This is a genomic window from Methylomonas koyamae (assembly GCF_019669905.1).
In the GTDB taxonomy this organism is placed as follows: Bacteria; Pseudomonadota; Gammaproteobacteria; order Methylococcales; family Methylomonadaceae; genus Methylomonas; species Methylomonas koyamae.
In genome coordinates this window covers 3,836,315-3,850,379 of sequence record NZ_AP019777.1, presented here as the reverse complement: position 1 = coordinate 3,850,379, position 14,065 = coordinate 3,836,315, and the positions used below count along the sequence as shown (strand labels likewise).

16 protein-coding genes are annotated in these 14,065 nt (G+C 57.8%); 7 read left to right on the top strand and 9 right to left on the bottom strand.

The window, feature by feature from the left end; translation table 11 throughout:
- Positions 1-212 precede the first annotated feature (212 nt).
- Positions 213-419 carry a hypothetical protein gene (locus MKFW12EY_RS17265; protein ID WP_221053451.1) on the top strand — a complete coding sequence of 69 codons (207 nt, stop codon included), beginning with the start codon at positions 213-215 and terminating at the stop codon, positions 417-419.
- Between the two features lie 364 nt (positions 420-783).
- Here MKFW12EY_RS17265 and MKFW12EY_RS17260 read toward each other — a convergent pair whose 3' ends face one another.
- The gene (locus MKFW12EY_RS17260) at positions 784-1,203 is read right to left on the bottom strand and encodes a hypothetical protein (RefSeq protein ID WP_157199356.1); all 420 of its coding nucleotides are present in this window, start codon (positions 1,201-1,203) and stop codon (positions 784-786) included.
- A gap of 267 nt (positions 1,204-1,470) precedes the next feature.
- Here MKFW12EY_RS17260 and MKFW12EY_RS17255 point away from each other — a divergent pair, with 267 nt between their 5' ends.
- Positions 1,471-2,568 (top strand): IS5 family transposase, encoded by a 1,098-nt coding sequence (locus tag MKFW12EY_RS17255; protein WP_221053058.1) that lies wholly within the window; start codon positions 1,471-1,473, stop codon positions 2,566-2,568.
- Positions 2,569-2,721: 153 nt separating this feature from the next.
- Here the strand turns inward: MKFW12EY_RS17255 and MKFW12EY_RS17250 are convergent, their stop codons facing one another.
- The 5 genes from MKFW12EY_RS17250 to MKFW12EY_RS17230 form a co-directional block, all read right to left on the bottom strand.
- Complete coding sequence (locus MKFW12EY_RS17250) at positions 2,722-3,201, bottom strand: RHS repeat-associated core domain-containing protein (protein ID WP_280637578.1); 480 nt, start codon at positions 3,199-3,201, stop codon at positions 2,722-2,724.
- Between the two features lie 48 nt (positions 3,202-3,249).
- Entirely contained in the window at positions 3,250-3,594 is a 345-nt protein-coding gene (locus tag MKFW12EY_RS17245) for a hypothetical protein (RefSeq protein ID WP_172680294.1), read from the bottom strand.
- 130 nt (positions 3,595-3,724) lie between these two features.
- On the bottom strand, positions 3,725-4,087 hold the full coding sequence (locus MKFW12EY_RS17240) for a DUF2750 domain-containing protein (RefSeq protein WP_054761852.1): 363 nt from the start codon (positions 4,085-4,087) through the stop codon (positions 3,725-3,727).
- 456 nt (positions 4,088-4,543) lie between these two features.
- Entirely contained in the window at positions 4,544-6,316 is a 1,773-nt protein-coding gene (locus MKFW12EY_RS17235) for a bifunctional metallophosphatase/5'-nucleotidase (protein ID WP_054761802.1), read from the bottom strand.
- Positions 6,317-6,320: 4 nt separating this feature from the next.
- On the bottom strand, positions 6,321-6,881 hold the full coding sequence (locus MKFW12EY_RS17230; protein ID WP_221053449.1) for a hypothetical protein: 561 nt from the start codon (positions 6,879-6,881) through the stop codon (positions 6,321-6,323).
- A 388-nt stretch (positions 6,882-7,269) separates the two neighbouring features.
- Between MKFW12EY_RS17230 and MKFW12EY_RS17225 the strand changes: the two genes are divergently transcribed.
- Together MKFW12EY_RS17225 and MKFW12EY_RS17220 are read left to right on the top strand one after the other, a co-directional pair.
- Positions 7,270-8,193, top strand: coding sequence for a class I SAM-dependent methyltransferase (locus tag MKFW12EY_RS17225; protein WP_221053448.1), 924 nt, complete (start codon positions 7,270-7,272; stop codon positions 8,191-8,193).
- A 114-nt stretch (positions 8,194-8,307) separates the two neighbouring features.
- Positions 8,308-9,210: a cation diffusion facilitator family transporter gene (locus MKFW12EY_RS17220; protein WP_054761806.1), complete on the top strand. Its 903-nt coding sequence runs from the start codon at positions 8,308-8,310 to the stop codon at positions 9,208-9,210.
- Between the two features lie 32 nt (positions 9,211-9,242).
- Here MKFW12EY_RS17220 and MKFW12EY_RS17215 read toward each other — a convergent pair whose 3' ends face one another.
- The 3 genes from MKFW12EY_RS17215 to MKFW12EY_RS17205 all read right to left on the bottom strand — a co-directional run bounded on the left by MKFW12EY_RS17215 (position 9,243) and on the right by MKFW12EY_RS17205 (position 10,938).
- Entirely contained in the window at positions 9,243-9,917 is a 675-nt protein-coding gene (locus tag MKFW12EY_RS17215) for a transaldolase family protein (protein ID WP_054761808.1), read from the bottom strand.
- Positions 9,918-9,980: 63 nt separating this feature from the next.
- Complete coding sequence (locus tag MKFW12EY_RS17210) at positions 9,981-10,472, bottom strand: DUF2380 domain-containing protein (protein WP_054761809.1); 492 nt, start codon at positions 10,470-10,472, stop codon at positions 9,981-9,983.
- A 13-nt stretch (positions 10,473-10,485) separates the two neighbouring features.
- A complete protein-coding gene (locus MKFW12EY_RS17205; RefSeq protein ID WP_054761854.1) occupies positions 10,486-10,938 on the bottom strand; it encodes a cupin domain-containing protein in 453 nt (150 codons plus the stop codon).
- A gap of 191 nt (positions 10,939-11,129) precedes the next feature.
- Here MKFW12EY_RS17205 and MKFW12EY_RS17200 point away from each other — a divergent pair, with 191 nt between their 5' ends.
- The 3 genes from MKFW12EY_RS17200 to MKFW12EY_RS17190 all read left to right on the top strand — a co-directional run bounded on the left by MKFW12EY_RS17200 (position 11,130) and on the right by MKFW12EY_RS17190 (position 13,881).
- A complete protein-coding gene (locus MKFW12EY_RS17200; protein WP_054761811.1) occupies positions 11,130-12,485 on the top strand; it encodes a histidine kinase in 1,356 nt (451 codons plus the stop codon).
- A complete protein-coding gene (locus MKFW12EY_RS17195) occupies positions 12,482-13,132 on the top strand; it encodes a response regulator (RefSeq protein WP_221053447.1) in 651 nt (216 codons plus the stop codon). Before MKFW12EY_RS17200 ends, MKFW12EY_RS17195 begins: the two co-directional genes overlap by 4 nt.
- 401 nt (positions 13,133-13,533) lie before the next feature.
- Positions 13,534-13,881, top strand: coding sequence for a hypothetical protein (locus tag MKFW12EY_RS17190; RefSeq protein ID WP_221053446.1), 348 nt, complete (start codon positions 13,534-13,536; stop codon positions 13,879-13,881).
- Positions 13,882-14,065: the final 184 nt, after the last annotated feature.

Here is a 14,065-nt window from a genome sequence, read left to right as displayed (position 1 = left end):
GGTCGAGATTAGCCGGCGAATATGGCGGAATGATGACCGTCTGCGTGCGATTCGTTTCCAGGCCCAGCCGTTTTCGCAGTTGCCGGCATGGGTGCCGAACGCGAAGGCAGCCGCTATATCACGCTGGCCGGCGGCGATAAAGTTTACTTCGACAAATTGGTGCTGTCGCCGGGCAGCGATTTCGATTGTCCGCGCGGCATGTTGCAGTCCGGTTGGACCGACGCCAACACGCCGTTTCCGCCTTCAGCCCGATCACCGCCAACACCGCGTCGTTTTCGACGGCCGGTTACCGCTACAACCCGGCGCTGGATGCGATGGAAAAAATAGCGGCTGCTTCCGGCGAAGCCGAACAGATCAATTCCGACAACTACCAAATGATGTTGGCGTGGGCTAATAATCTGTTTACGGAAGTGTTCTGATTAACAGTCGGTAAACCGATCCCAGTTCCTCGCTGGTCTAGCCGGGTCTGCCAAAATTGGCAGGCCCGGTTTTTTTGCGACGGCAAAAAGGGCTATGTGCATTTAATGGTTGGGAATGATCTCAAGACGCGTTAAAGCCGCAGCAACCGGTTAAAGCAGGCTCGGTTGAAATCGTTGAGAATTTGGCGTCAATAACTTTCCTAGGATTGGTTGGAATTTTCGGTCGTTAGGCTCCTGCCGGCCATTTGCGGTCATTGGCGTTTGTAGCTTAATCTGTTCGAATGTCCGCTTTGTAGTAATATTCCCTAATTCATCCCTGCAATTCAGAAGTGGACATTTCTGAGTCGCATCTCAACCTTCGATCCTATCCCTGCCATTTACCATAAAAACTTATCATATCTATAATATCTCTATAGCTTTTAGCAGCATAAATCATATCGTGAAACTCCGACTCATTTTGGTATCCTTGGCGATGCCATTCATTTTTCACCACTAATTCAAAAATAGTTTTTTTCATATTATCAAGTGACAACTGTACGGGTTGACTTACTATAATATCAACTACAATGGCTGGAGAGGATCGAAACCAACGAAACGGATTTAAGCTATTTCTTTCCTTTCGCACATCAATTAAGGCGTATCTGAAGCCACTGGAATCAATGAAAAAAGTATCAACTTTAAAGTTTCCTTCATCAAAATATTTTTGAGACATCAATTTTAGTTCATTTTCCGACTGAAACTTTCTAATATGAAATTTGTTAAGTCGCAGCAATGGATACTTCATGGTAGTTTCATTTCCTTATTGTTGGCATTCACAATTATTGGAAGATAGAGAGCTACTAGCTCCGCCTCCTACTAAAGAACCCTCCGCTGCTTTAGCCCAATTTGGGGTTCCATACCACCATCTTTCAATTGCGTTAAATTCATTGTGAATTTGTTGATGGATACTTCGCTTTATCAGGCTGGTGAAAAACTCCCAAAGCTGCAGTCATCAAGGCGCATAGCCTCAGCAAACAAGTAAAATAGCGCATCTAAATTGGAGAAGCCCCCCATGCGCGGACACGATGCCATTCAAAATAGCTGGTTCAGCTACGTTAGCCTGGAAGACCGTATTCCCAAACAGCATCCGTTGCGTCGTTTACGGCTACTCGTCGATGGCGTATTGGCCTCTATGGATGCGGTCTTTGCCGAATGCTACTCCCATACTGGCCGCCCGTCGATTGCGCCCGAAAAACTGCTGCGCGCCTTGCTATTGCAAGTGCTGTACACCGTTCGTAGCGAACGCCAGTTGATGGAACAGCTGGACTACAACCTGCTGTTTCGCTGGTTTGTCGGTTTGGGTATCGACGATGCTGTCTGGGAACGCAGCGTGTTCAGCGCCAACCGCGAGCGCCTGCTGTCCGAAGCACTGAGTCGCGAGTTTTTTGAGCGGGTCTTGGCCATTGCCGAATGGCAAAACCTGGTGTCCGACGAACACTTCAGTGTCGACGGCAGCCTGATCGAAGCCTGGGCCTCGCACAAAAGCTTCGTGAAGAAAGACGGCAGCGGTCCTGATAAACCCGCCGGCCGCAATCCCGAGGTCGACTTCAGCGGCGAAAAGCGCAGCAATGCCACGCATCAGAGCACGACAGACCCCGAAGCGCGGCTTTACAAGAAAGGCGAATACACCGAGGCCAAACTGCGTTACATCACCCATGCCCTATCCGAGAATCGTAACGGCCTGATTGTCGATGTCGAAACCACCCAAGCCACCGGCACCGCTGAAATCGAAGCCGCGCAAACAATGATCAAACGCCGTGTTCCCAAAGGCGGCAGCGTCGGTGCCGACAAAGGCTATGACCAACCGGCGTTCGTCAACAAACTCAAGACGCAAGACATCAAAGCCCATGTTGCTCGCAAAAAGACCGGCAGTGCCGTCGATGGCCGCACCGCGCGCGGCAAAGCGTACGCTCAAAGCCTCAAGCGCCGCAAAATCGTCGAAGAAGCCTTCGGCTGGATCAAGACCGTCGGGGGCCTGCGTAAAACCCGCCACATCGGCTTAGCCAAAGTCGCAGGTCAGGCCTTGTTTTGCTTTGCCGCCTACAACCTGACGCGCTTGCTCAACCTATTGGTGTTCACGCCGAAACCGGCGTGGAGTGCGCCCACCTAGGGCGAAGTGCGCCTGAAAACCGTCCACAGACGGCTTCAGGCGAATAAAAAGCCCTTGAAACAGGGGCAAAACGGTTGAAACTCGATGTCATGACCGATTTCAACACGAAAAAATCACGGAAACCGTGGGTAAGGGGAAATATCAGTGGGTTTTTCACCAGCCTGTTATGGGGTTTAAATTAGCTGGATGGTTAACAATAGAATCCGGTAACAGTTTTCCCAGCGCACTACCCCTCTCAATTGCCCAATGATGAACATCTTGGGAGGCTTTTACATCGTGAAGTCTTCTATAGCGGCGACTAACATTAGCCCATTTCATAGAGCCTGACGTTAATTTAAAGGTGCCTCCTAGGCCGGCGCCACCCAATGCTCCTAAGGCACCAGAAACCCCAACCTGCATCCAATTAACACATTCAAATGATTTTCCTTCGATCATTGTTTGAAATGCTAGGTCAAGCCCCGCACCAACCAGGGCTCCAATAACTCCAAACTCGCCTGTTGGATCAGTTACATTGGTCGGGTTATTTTCGACATAGGTGTACAAATTAATCCCGCCATCCTCCGCAATCGGGTCCCTAGACAACCAGTGTCCGGTGTTCGGATCATAAGACGTAGGGTACGCATCGCGTACCATTAAAAGGCCGTCATGGTGGCGAAAGCCAGAAGGTACGCGTTGCGTACCCTACCGGGCTTGGAGTTCTGCCTTCACGCATCGCGTGCCACGATAGTGCTCCAGAACACGATACTCGCCCGATAGAAAGCCAATAACCGCCGCAACATATTCGGCTACGCGCGATGGCTTTGTGCAAGGAAACCACTCAAGCCAAAAATTTCCGACAGAGAAATGCAGTTCATCGTTGTTTTGAAGCGCAAGCCACACTTTGTGATTAAGCCCAGGTTGCACGGGCATGAGAATGCTTAGTTCGACGGGAGCCTCGGGTTCCTCAATCATTTGGAGGGACGGAAAACGAGCAGCTATTTCGGCAATAGCTTGTCGTGCGATGGCTAACTCAGCGCTTGGTTTCATGATGCCCAACGCCGCAGGTGAGCGGCCGCGCGACTACGTGTCCAGCGCGCCGCGTGTGCACAATGAAGTGACGCACATGCGGCGCGCACGCGATGCCGCATGACGGTCCGCTCGAACTGCTTGTTAGACGTCATTGCGGCTCCGCCACCACTGCCTCGACGTTTCTCTGCAGTTCCGCCGGCTCCATGTCGTAGCCCGCAGCACGCTTGCCGCTCCAGTTGACACCCACCAGCAATCCGTCGCGCGTGAGGCCAGGAACCCAAGCGGAACAGAAAACCTCCCAGGAGATATCCTCCGGCACGAAGCCCTGATAAGCCGGAACAGACTTGATGATGCGCTCCACCCGCGAACGCGTCGACCAAAAAGGTTGCGCCCTACGACCGCTTTGCGTTTTCGGAGCCGGATATCCGCCGGCGTCGCGCACGGTCCAGACGGTGCGAGTCTTAGCGACATCGCGATAGAACGCCCATGCTTGCGAGGATGCCTGAGACATGACGTCTAACAAGTTATTAAGCTGTTAACAGCATATCTACCGAAAAATGATCCTCGAAACGATAAATTTTTGATCAGCATATGGGTTTCCCTTCTGTATATCATCGGAACCTAGTAGGTATGGCTGGTAAACATCACGCGGAGGCCATTGAATCAGATTAGGCGATAGACCGCAACGGGCCGTTTTACTCATCCGCATAAGCAAAAGCTGGAACGTCATCCATTGACCGAGCTAAATTCGTGAGTTCGACCAAAGCGGCCCTCGTTGAATTCCAACCGTAGTTTGCGCGAATAAGACCCTGCGAATCAGGTAGTGTGTCAACCCTATATTGCACAACTCGGGTAATTATCGCTGCGGATGGGTGTTGGGCTATCCAACTTTAGAATGTGCATTGCAAAAAAAAGCCCGCCGTAAACCTACCGGCGGGCCAAGTGCTGCAGAGCTTTAGCCTGAAACTTATGGTGCGGGTGCCAACAAGATCCGGTTGCGCGGGCCGGGATTGACGCTGCCGTTGGCGAGGAAATAGCTTTCCAGGGCGTCCAAATCCAATGCGCCGCCCAGGCGGTTGCTGCCTTGGGTCAACACGTAGTACTGATCGCCGCCGTCAGCCATGAAGTTGTTGACCGTGACCCGATAGCTGGCGGCCGGGTCGATAGTGACACCGTTGATTTTGATGCTGGCCGGATCGACGTTATCGCAAGGCGTGCCTTTTTCGCTCCACTCGTAACTGAAACCGGCCGAGACTTGCAGGATGCGGTTGAACGGCTGGCCGCTAGCGGGCGCACCGACCGGATAACCCGCGGTGCAACCGGTGAATTGTTGCTCCAGCAAGGTATGGATTTGGGCGCCGGTCAGAGTCAACGTCACCAAGGTGTTGCCGAAGGGTTGCACGGTAAAGGCTTCGGCGTAAGTGACCTTGCCGTCGCCTTCGCCGGCGCTGCTGCCCGGATACGTCAAATCGGCGCGGATGCCGCCCGGATTCATGAACGACACCACGGCCTCGCCGAAACCGGCCGGGTTGGTCGCCGCCAATTGGGCATCGGCGATCACGTCGCCCAGCGCCGATTCGCCGGCGGCCGTTGCGGTGCGGGTAATCGCGGCGCTGATCGAACCGATTACCCGGTTGGCGATTGGCGTGGCCAGGGCTTTGTAGTTATCGACGATGGTTTTGATGCCGGCGTTCGGCGTGATCGCCGGGTTGTTGCGCACCACCGCGATGTTCTCGGCACTGACCGCGCTGACCTCGCCGTTAGCGATGTTGATCGTGACGTCAATGTCGGTCAACACCCGGCCTTGCGAATTGGCGCTGGTCACAGAGATCAAGCGGCCGGCTTTGTTGGCGATCTGGCAGTTGTAGGCTTGGTGGGTGTGGCCGGAAATCACCAAATCCACTTCGTCGTCCAACTGGTTGACGATGGTTTTGATCGGCGAATCGGCCAGGCCGCCGTCGCAGTTGTTGATGGTGGCAACGCTCTGCGTGACCGGTATCGTACCGCCTTGGTGAATCAACACCACCACCGCTTCGACGCCGCGGGCGCGCAGTTTCGGGATCAACGCGTTGACGGTAGCGGCTTCGTCGGTAAAGCTGAGGCCGGCGACGCCGGTGGGCGTGACGATGGTCGGGGTTTCCTTCAAGGTCATACCGATAAAGCCGACCCGGACGCCGCCGACCGTTTTAATCGCATATTGCGGAAACAGGGTTTTGCCGCTGGCGGTTTCCACCACGTTGGCGGCCAGGAATTTGAATTTGGCGCCTTCGAACGGCACCGGCGTACCGACTTCGGCGCCTTTACAGCTATTCGGATCGCTCGGATGGCAGCCGCCGTTTTGCATCCGCTTCAATTCGTCCTTGCCTTCGTCGAATTCGTGGTTGCCGACTGCATTGAATTCCAGACCCAGCCGGTTCATGGTTTCGATGGTCGGTTCGTCATGGAATAGCGCCGAAACCAGCGGCGTGGCGCCGATAATGTCGCCGGCCGACACCACGATGGTGCTCGGGTTCTGCGCCTTCAGGTCGGCAACGTAGCCGGCCATCCAGTCGGCGCCGCCGAGAGGAATGGTCGAGGCCGCATCGGTCGGCAGGTTGCGGAAATTGCCCGGCGATTCCAGTTGGCCGTGGAAGTCGTTGAAGGCGACGATTTTGATGGTGGTGGCCGGGAGCGTAACGGCGTGTGCGGCTACCGCGCTGAAGCCCAAAGCAATGGCACTAGCTAATGTTTGCAGTTTCATGGTCTTAAACTCCCGATTTCGATTGGCGGCGGGCGGTCAAGCCCAGCAGGCCGGTGCCGGCCAGATACAACCAGGCGGCGGTCGGCAGCGGCACCGCGGTCAGACTGATCGCGCCGACCGTGGCATTGAGTGCGCCGGCGTTATCGTCCAACGCCGACAGGCTCAGTAAGCCGCTGATGCTGTAACTGCCGGGCCCCAGCAGGAAGACGCCGCGGCTGTAACGGCCGTCGGCAAACGCCGCGTCGAAATCCAGACCCAGCGATTCCGGGTAGTTGTTGGTTGCCGCCGAGGTTTGGCCCAGCAGCAGATTGCCGTTGAATACGTCGAACCGGTCGCCGGCAAAACCGCCGTCGACGATTCTTAAAATTGCCGAGCCGGTCAGGCTAAAGTCGAAACTCAAGGCGTTGCCGTCCAGGTCTATCCATTCCAAGCCGGCAGACGCCGAGCTGGTTTCGTCGATGTCGAACGCATGCCATTGGCCGTCGGCAGCCAGCGTGGCGGCGTCGGCATTGGCGGACAGTGCCGCGCATAAGGCGGCGCTGAGAAGATATTTTTTATTGAACATTTAAGCGGCTCCGGTTGCGGGTTAGTGCTTAGTGGCGGCCGCCGCAGTGAATGGGGGACACTGCAGCAACAAAGGTTCGTCCGATCTCCTCGCCACAAAACAAAAATCGTATTGGGTGTGCCGCAACAGTCCGTTAGTGGCCGGCACGCTGCGCACAATAGGGATTTTTTGTGATGGACTTATGATTATTTGATGAAGATTTGGTGAAACGTATTACAAATGCCGGCGAAGCCTGATACCGCGCCGGCGAAGGTTTCTCCTGACGGCATTCGTGTCGGATTGGCTGGCGGCTTATTTTTCGCGGTCGCCGCGATAGAATAGCCGCTGTCCGCTCCGCCGAATCGGAGCATTAAAACCGAGCTATCCTAACCCACCCGCCGACCCGATCATGCCGCCCCCATCTTCCGTTTCCCAGCGCCGCCGGCCTCCAGCCCGGTCTAAAAGCACTCAAGCAGCGCAGCCCGAAAACCTGCGGGAATACGCCGCAGCCTGGAACGATTACGAACTGCTCGATGCCGGCGGTGGCCGCAAATTGGAACGCTGGGGCGAAGTGTTGACGATCCGGCCCGAGATCAACGCCGCCGGCGCGGCGTTATGGCCGCTTGCCCAATGGCGGGAACTGGCGCATTGGGAGTTTGTGGAAACCTCGCCGACCCAGGGCCGTTGGCAAAAGTTGCGGCCCGATGCGCCGGAAAGTTGGAGCATTGCTTACCGGCAACTGCGCTTTAACTTGAAGCTGACTCAATTCAAACACGTCGGCCTGTTTCCGGAACAACAGGCCAATTGGCACTTTATCGCCGAACGGGTCGCAGCCGGCGCCAGGATTTTGAACCTGTTTGCCTACACCGGCGCGGCGTCGCTGGTGGCGCGGGCCGCCGGCGCCGAAGTCACCCACGTCGATTCGGTCCGGCAAATGCTGGATTGGGCCAATGCCAACCAAGCGTCGAGCGGCCTGACCGACATTAAATGGGTGCTGGAAGATGCGTTGAAATTCGCTGGCCGCGAACTGAAACGCGGCAAGCGCTACGACGGCATCGTCATGGACCCGCCGGCTTGGGGCCTGGGCGCCAACGGCGAGAAATGGAAGCTGGAAAACCAGTTGCCGCGGCTGGCGGAAACCGCACGCGGCCTGCTGCAACCCGGCGGCTTCCTGGTGTTGAATACCTATTCGCCGAAAGTCGGCCTGCAGGAATTGGCCGCCGCGGCCGGGCCGCATTTTGCCCAGACCCAAAGCGAAACCAGGCAACTGTGGGCGCGCAGCCGGACCGGCAACCGCTTGTATTACGGCAATTTACTGCGCGCCGTGGTTTAAGCGGCCGCCGCAATGCCGGCTATTGGGCTAAAACCCGGTTGCCGTCCGCTGCGGCGGCTAAAGAAAATGCATTGTCTATAATCAGGCTTCGTGATTTTACTTTACTGAGCTGCCATGTCCGACCACCACTCAAGCAAAGCCATTCTTTACGCCTTCTCCGCCAATTTGGCGATTGCGCTGACCAAGACCGCGGCCGCGGTTTGGACCGGGTCCGGTTCGCTGGTGGCCGAGGCGGTGCATTCCTTTGCCGATTGCGGTAACCAAGTGTTGCTGTTCATCGGCATGAAGCGGGCCGCAAAGCAACCGACCGCGCGCCATCCGATGGGCTACGGCCGGGAATCCTACATCTGGTCGATGATGGTGGCGATCACCTTGTTCTCGGTGGGCGGCATGTTTTCGATTTACGAAGGCCTGGAGCGCTTGCACGATAACCATGCCGTGGAAAACGCCGAAATTGCGATCGGCATCCTGTTGGCCGCCGTGGTGATGGAGGCGCTGTCGTTGAAAGGCGCGTTGGGGGCAATGCGCGGCGAACAGGGTTCGCGCAGTTTGTGGCGCTGGTTCCGCGAGACTTACTCCAGCGAGCTGATGGTGGTAATAGGCGAGGACTTGGCAGCCTTGCTCGGTCTGGTCGTCGCCGCGGTGATGTTGGGTTTGACGCTGTTGACCGGCAACGCCATTTACGACGCGATTGGTTCGATGCTGATTGGCGCTTTGCTAATTCTGGTGGCGCTGGCGGTCGGCTACGAGGTGCATGCCTTGTTGCTGGGCGAGGCGGACCGCGAAATTCGCGATGCGGTCACGGATTATCTGCGCCAGCAACCGGTCGTAGTGCAGGTGTTCAACGTCTGGGCCATCAACCACGGCAACGACGTGATGCTGGCGGTCAAGGTCGAATTATTGCCGGATCTGACCGTGTCGCAGGCGGTGTCGCTGAGCAATTCGCTGGAGAAAAACATCAAAGCCGCCCAGCCGCGGGTGAAATGGGTGTTTTTCGAACTCGACAACGCCGATTAAGCGGCATGATCGATTTCTAACCGAGTTTGGCCTCAAGTCTCGAACGGCAGCTTTTCGGCGAAAGCCGCGCGCCAATCCTGCTCGAACTTATCGACGGCGGCATCGGTCGCCGGCACCTGCAACATTTGTCGGGCAATGTCCGGCGGCAACGTCGCGGAATGCACGCCCAGTTTTAACACCTCCAATACCTGACGCACGTTCTTGAAGCTGGCGACCAGCAGTTTTGTCGGCAATTGGTAACGCTCGACGAACTGCTGCAAATCGGCGACCACGCCGAGGCCGTCGCAGCCCAGGTTGTCGATCCGGTTTAAGTAAGGCGCCAGATAATCCGCGCCGTTCATCGCCGCCAATACGCCTTGCTGTACGTTGTAAATCGCCGTCGCCAGCACCGGAATATCGAGTTGTTTCAGGCGTTTGATCGCCGCCAGGCCGGCGGCGTGGGCCGGAATCTTGACCACGATATCGAACGGCAGCGCATGCAGGCGTTCGGCTTCGGCGACGATTTGGTCGGTGGTATTGCTCAGCACCTGCACATGCAACCGGCAGGCCGGACCCAAAATATCGGTAACCGCCGGCAGCAGCGCGTTCAAGCCCAAGCCGCCGGCGGCCATGATCGTCGGGTTGGTGGTAATGCCGGCCAAAGGCAGAATCGCCGCTAGCGCCCGGATTTCGGACACATCGGCGCTGTCCAGATAAAGTTCGTACATAGTGCTTGCCTAAAAATGACGTCAGGCCGGCGATTATTCAGAATGGCGCCGGTAAAGGCAACTCTAAGGCCGGCTCAACTTCCGTTTTATTTTCTCGGCCAGCGCGGCGACGCCGCGTTCGGTGACTTTGCGATGATTGCCTTTCAGTTCGATATCGAATTGGCCGACGGCGGTTTCAGTTTTGACGTTCACCAAATCGCCGATCAAATACGAAAACATAAAGCTGGGTTTGCTGTGCTGACCGACCAACACCCAATCGGCACCGACCAGGCGGCCCAATTTTGCCGCCTGGTCGGCGTAACGGAACAGGTAACCGAAGCCGGCGTTGGCCGCGGCTTGTTGCTGCGGCGGAATCGGCACGATTTCGATGGCGCCGTCCCGGCTCAACGCCTGTGCCAGCAAGGGGCGGATGCTGCCGGTGCGAGCCAATTCGGCCGGCGTATTCGGTAGCGAGGTTAGGTCGTTGGCTTCGAAGTCCAAAATCGCCAGCCGTTGCGCACTATAGCCGCACGGGCTTAGCAACAAGCATGCAGCGCAGCAGATCGGTCTTAACATGGCGCACCTCCGTTCAAGCCGCGGCCGAATCGGCGGCGCATTGGGCGCGGTATAACTCGGCGAAGTCGGCCATGCCCAAACTGGCGACGATTTGGCCGGCGTCGTCCAGAATCTCGTAAAACACGCCGCCGTCGCCGAGTATCTGGAACAGCACCACGGCATCGATTTCGCCGCCGCCTTCCCGGTGCGGTTCCTCCTTGGCCGGGCTGACCGTATAGCTGCCGCAGGCCCGGATTTCCTTGATCGAGCCGTCGGCGTGGTACAGCCGGTGTTCGCCTTGCACGACGAAGGTTTTGTTCAATACCTTGTGCCGATGCAACAGAATCTGGCGCTGGGCGGCGAATTTGAACAAGACATCGACGCTGCCGCGCGCCTCGTCCAAGTTCAGGATCGAATAGGTCAAATGCTCGAAGCCGGCCAGGGTTTGCCAGCGGATACGGCGGTCGTCGAATAAGTACGCGGTCATAGTGCTCTCCAATGGGGGTGGCGAAATAGCAGCGGATAACTGCGGCCAAAGCTTAGCGGTGGGGTAACCGCCTGTAAGCCGAAATTTGCCCGGCGGATACGGGCAAATTGCCCGACGTTTTAGCTGGGCTTTGCCGTCGCCGGCTTGGCTTTTAGAATGAAGCGACTTTTGGCGAGCCGGGCCGGCGGAATATGGCATTACATTGGCATTTGTTAACTCGAATCGTGCTGGCCGGCGGGCTGAGCTTGCTGGCAGTGCTGGCGTACGCGCTGTACCAAAGCCATAGCCTGGCGCAGCGGAACGCAGTGGAGGTGGCCGACGGCGTGGCCAGGCAGTTGCAGACGCAACTGCTGCTGATCGAGTCCGGCCTGGGACGGGGCAGTAGCTTTCCGGATTTCGAATTATGGAAACAGGCCGGCGGCCAGGCCGGTACCTGTCTGGCCTACCTGCCGCAAGCCGGCGGTACCCCGCGCAGCCTGTGCTACGGCGGCAAGCCGATAGCGCGCATCTGGCCGTCCGGCTTCGAGTCTTTATACCGCAGCCTGTTTCAACCCGGCTTGCCGGTAACGCGCAGCGTGTTCCGCCAGGGCGCGGTGTTCGGCGTGCTGAGCTTTACCGCCAGCGCGGAAACCGAAATCGCCGCCGCTTGGCGCAACGTATGCGACTTGGCGACCTTGTCGGCGGTAACCTTATTTGCGGTTTGCGGGCTGGTTTACTGGAGCGTGCGCCGGGCGTTACGGCCGGCGCAAACCATCGTCCGCGGCTTGGGCGCGCTGGCGAGCGGCGAGCTGGCGCATCGCTTGCCCGGCTTCGAACTCGACGAGTGGCGGCGGATCGGCATCGCGGTCAATGCCTTAGCCGAATCCCAGCAACAGTTGCTGGCGCAGCGGCGCAGACTGGCGGCGAAACTGATCCAATTACAGGAAGACGAGCGGCGTTACTTAGCCCGCGAACTGCACGACGAATTCGGCCAGTGTCTGGCCGGCATCAATGCGGTGGCCAGTTCGGTCCGCTTCGCCGCCGCCGAGCGGGCGCCGGAACTGGCCGCCGAAGCCGAACAGATCGGCGAAATTGCCGGTGGCATGTTGCAGCGGTTGCGCGGCTTGTTGCAGCGCTTACGTCCGGCCGAATTGGAAACCTTGGGGCTGGCGGCCAGTCTGCACAGCGCGGTGACGGACTGGAATCGGCGCGCCGCCGGCAAGGCCGTATACCGCTTGCAAGTGGCCGGCGACTGCCGCCGGTTGGCCGACGACCAAGCGCTGGCTTTATTCCGAATTGCGCAAGAATGCCAGACCAACATCGCCAGACACGCCGCGGCTAGCAACGTGGCGCTGGTGTTGCAAATCGAGGAAAGTAGGGCATCGCTGCAGATTCGAGACGACGGCGTGGCGCGGGAATTGCCGTTTGCCGGCAGCGGCCTGGGTTTGCTCGGCATGCGCGAGCGGGTCGCGGCCTTGAACGGCGAATTCAGCCTGGCCATCGCCGAACCGCACGGGCTGCAAGTCGCGGTGAGCCTGCCGCTAGCTCCGGCGGCGGCAGCGCAATGATCGGAATTCTGTTGGTCGACGACCATGCCGTGGTGCGGGCCGGATACCGGGCCTTGCTGGCGAAACAGGCCGACTTGCAAGTGGTGGCCGAAGCGGCGGATGCGGCCGAAGCCTACCGCAGATATCGGCAGCAGCCGGTGGATTTGGTGATTACCGACATCTCCCTGCCCGGCAGCAGCGGCTTGGAACTGGTTGCCCGCTTGCGCCAGTTGCAGCCGGACGCCAGGATTTTGGTGTTCAGCATGCATCAAAATCCGTTGTTCGCCGAGCAGGCTCTGCGCGCAGGCGCCTTGGGTTACGTCACTAAAAGCAGCCCGCCGGAGGAATTGCTGCGTGCGGTGCGCGAGGTAGATGCCGGGCGCCGCGTATTAAGCGCCGATATCGCCCAGGCCATGGCTTTGGAGAAGTTGGGCGACGGCAACCCGGCCCTGCGCAATCTGACGGTACGCGAGTTCGAAATTCTGCGCTTGCTGGTGGCCGGCAACAGCGTCGAGTCCATCGCGGCCAGCTTGCACATCAGCCCGAAAACGGTCTGCAATTGCCATTATCTGATCAAGCGCAAACTCGGTGTCGGCAGCGACATCGAAATGACGCGTTTGGCGATTCAATGGCAGGTGCTGGATTTGGCGGAGCTGGCCGGCAAATAACGGGGAAATGCCGTTAAGCCAAACATGTTGGGTTGCCCCGGTAAGCATGCCGGGGGCGGGCGCTAAGGATGGCGTCGGCGTTCCAGCTTCCTAGCAGCGTCATTCCGGCGAATGCGGGAATCCTCGTTTCATGTGTGAATCTCCTAACCTGCTCCGGCGTCATTCCCGCGAATGCGGGAATCCAGTAGGGAAACAGGGCTCCCGCCCAGGCCGGAGCGACGGTAGTTGAGGACCGGGCCTACTCGAACGGCATCGGCTAAAAGTTTAGGTCGGACGGGGGCGGTCGGCTGCGGTCCTTGTTGCGGCTGTGCGATTTTCATCAATTCTTAATTTGTTCCTAATCGGGACTTCAATTACGCCCACTAAAATTCTTAGCAACGGAATTTTATTAGGAGCGTTTTATGTTCAGAGCAGCAACTGTTGCGTTTGCGGGGTTATTGGCTGGTTCGACCGCATTGGCGGATGGCCATGGTCACGGCCACGGTCATAAACATGGCCATCATCGGCACCACCATCACGACCACTACGTCGAAGTCGAGCGGGTTTATTATCCGGAGCGTGTGGTCCAGTACGTGCCGGCGCCGCAGCCGGCACCGCGGCAGCGAAGTTACGACCAGCGTTCCACCCAAGGTTTGGTCGGCGGCGCGCTGGGCAGCATGGCCGGTTATGAAATGAGTAAAGGCGATCCGTTGGGCGCCGGCATCGGCGCGGCGGCGGGAGCCTGGCTGGGTAACGGCATGAGCCGTTAATTGGTTTGCCGCTTTCGAAAATTGCCGTCATGCCCGCCGGGCTACCCAAAGGGCACAAGCGCGGGTAGCCACTGCCATGGAAGGTCAGCATCTATCGGTCTGTGGAGCCCGGATTCGCTGCGCCGTCTATGGCTCCGGCACGCCCGGCCGGATGTCGGTACGTTTCGGAATCCATTTAGAACCG

Bases quoted from the DNA above. Each gene is read 5' to 3' on its own strand.
- MKFW12EY_RS17225 (WP_221053448.1), top strand. From the start codon at position 7,270: ATGCCGCCCCCATCTTCCGTTTCCCAGCGCCGCCGGCCTCCAGCCCGG.
- MKFW12EY_RS17215 (WP_054761808.1), bottom strand. From the start codon at position 9,917: ATGTACGAACTTTATCTGGACAGCGCCGATGTGTCCGAAATCCGGGCG.
- MKFW12EY_RS17255 (WP_221053058.1), top strand. From the start codon at position 1,471: ATGCGCGGACACGATGCCATTCAAAATAGCTGGTTCAGCTACGTTAGC.
- MKFW12EY_RS17195 (WP_221053447.1), top strand. From the start codon at position 12,482: ATGATCGGAATTCTGTTGGTCGACGACCATGCCGTGGTGCGGGCCGGA.
- MKFW12EY_RS17240 (WP_054761852.1), bottom strand. From the start codon at position 4,087: ATGTCTCAGGCATCCTCGCAAGCATGGGCGTTCTATCGCGATGTCGCT.
- MKFW12EY_RS17245 (WP_172680294.1), bottom strand. From the start codon at position 3,594: ATGAAACCAAGCGCTGAGTTAGCCATCGCACGACAAGCTATTGCCGAA.
- MKFW12EY_RS17200 (WP_054761811.1), top strand. From the start codon at position 11,130: ATGGCATTACATTGGCATTTGTTAACTCGAATCGTGCTGGCCGGCGGG.
- MKFW12EY_RS17250 (WP_280637578.1), bottom strand. From the start codon at position 3,201: ATGGTACGCGATGCGTACCCTACGTCTTATGATCCGAACACCGGACAC.
- MKFW12EY_RS17230 (WP_221053449.1), bottom strand. From the start codon at position 6,881: ATGTTCAATAAAAAATATCTTCTCAGCGCCGCCTTATGCGCGGCACTG.
- MKFW12EY_RS17210 (WP_054761809.1), bottom strand. From the start codon at position 10,472: ATGTTAAGACCGATCTGCTGCGCTGCATGCTTGTTGCTAAGCCCGTGC.
- MKFW12EY_RS17205 (WP_054761854.1), bottom strand. From the start codon at position 10,938: ATGACCGCGTACTTATTCGACGACCGCCGTATCCGCTGGCAAACCCTG.
- MKFW12EY_RS17260 (WP_157199356.1), bottom strand. From the start codon at position 1,203: ATGAAGTATCCATTGCTGCGACTTAACAAATTTCATATTAGAAAGTTT.
- MKFW12EY_RS17220 (WP_054761806.1), top strand. From the start codon at position 8,308: ATGTCCGACCACCACTCAAGCAAAGCCATTCTTTACGCCTTCTCCGCC.
- MKFW12EY_RS17235 (WP_054761802.1), bottom strand. From the start codon at position 6,316: ATGAAACTGCAAACATTAGCTAGTGCCATTGCTTTGGGCTTCAGCGCG.
- MKFW12EY_RS17190 (WP_221053446.1), top strand. From the start codon at position 13,534: ATGTTCAGAGCAGCAACTGTTGCGTTTGCGGGGTTATTGGCTGGTTCG.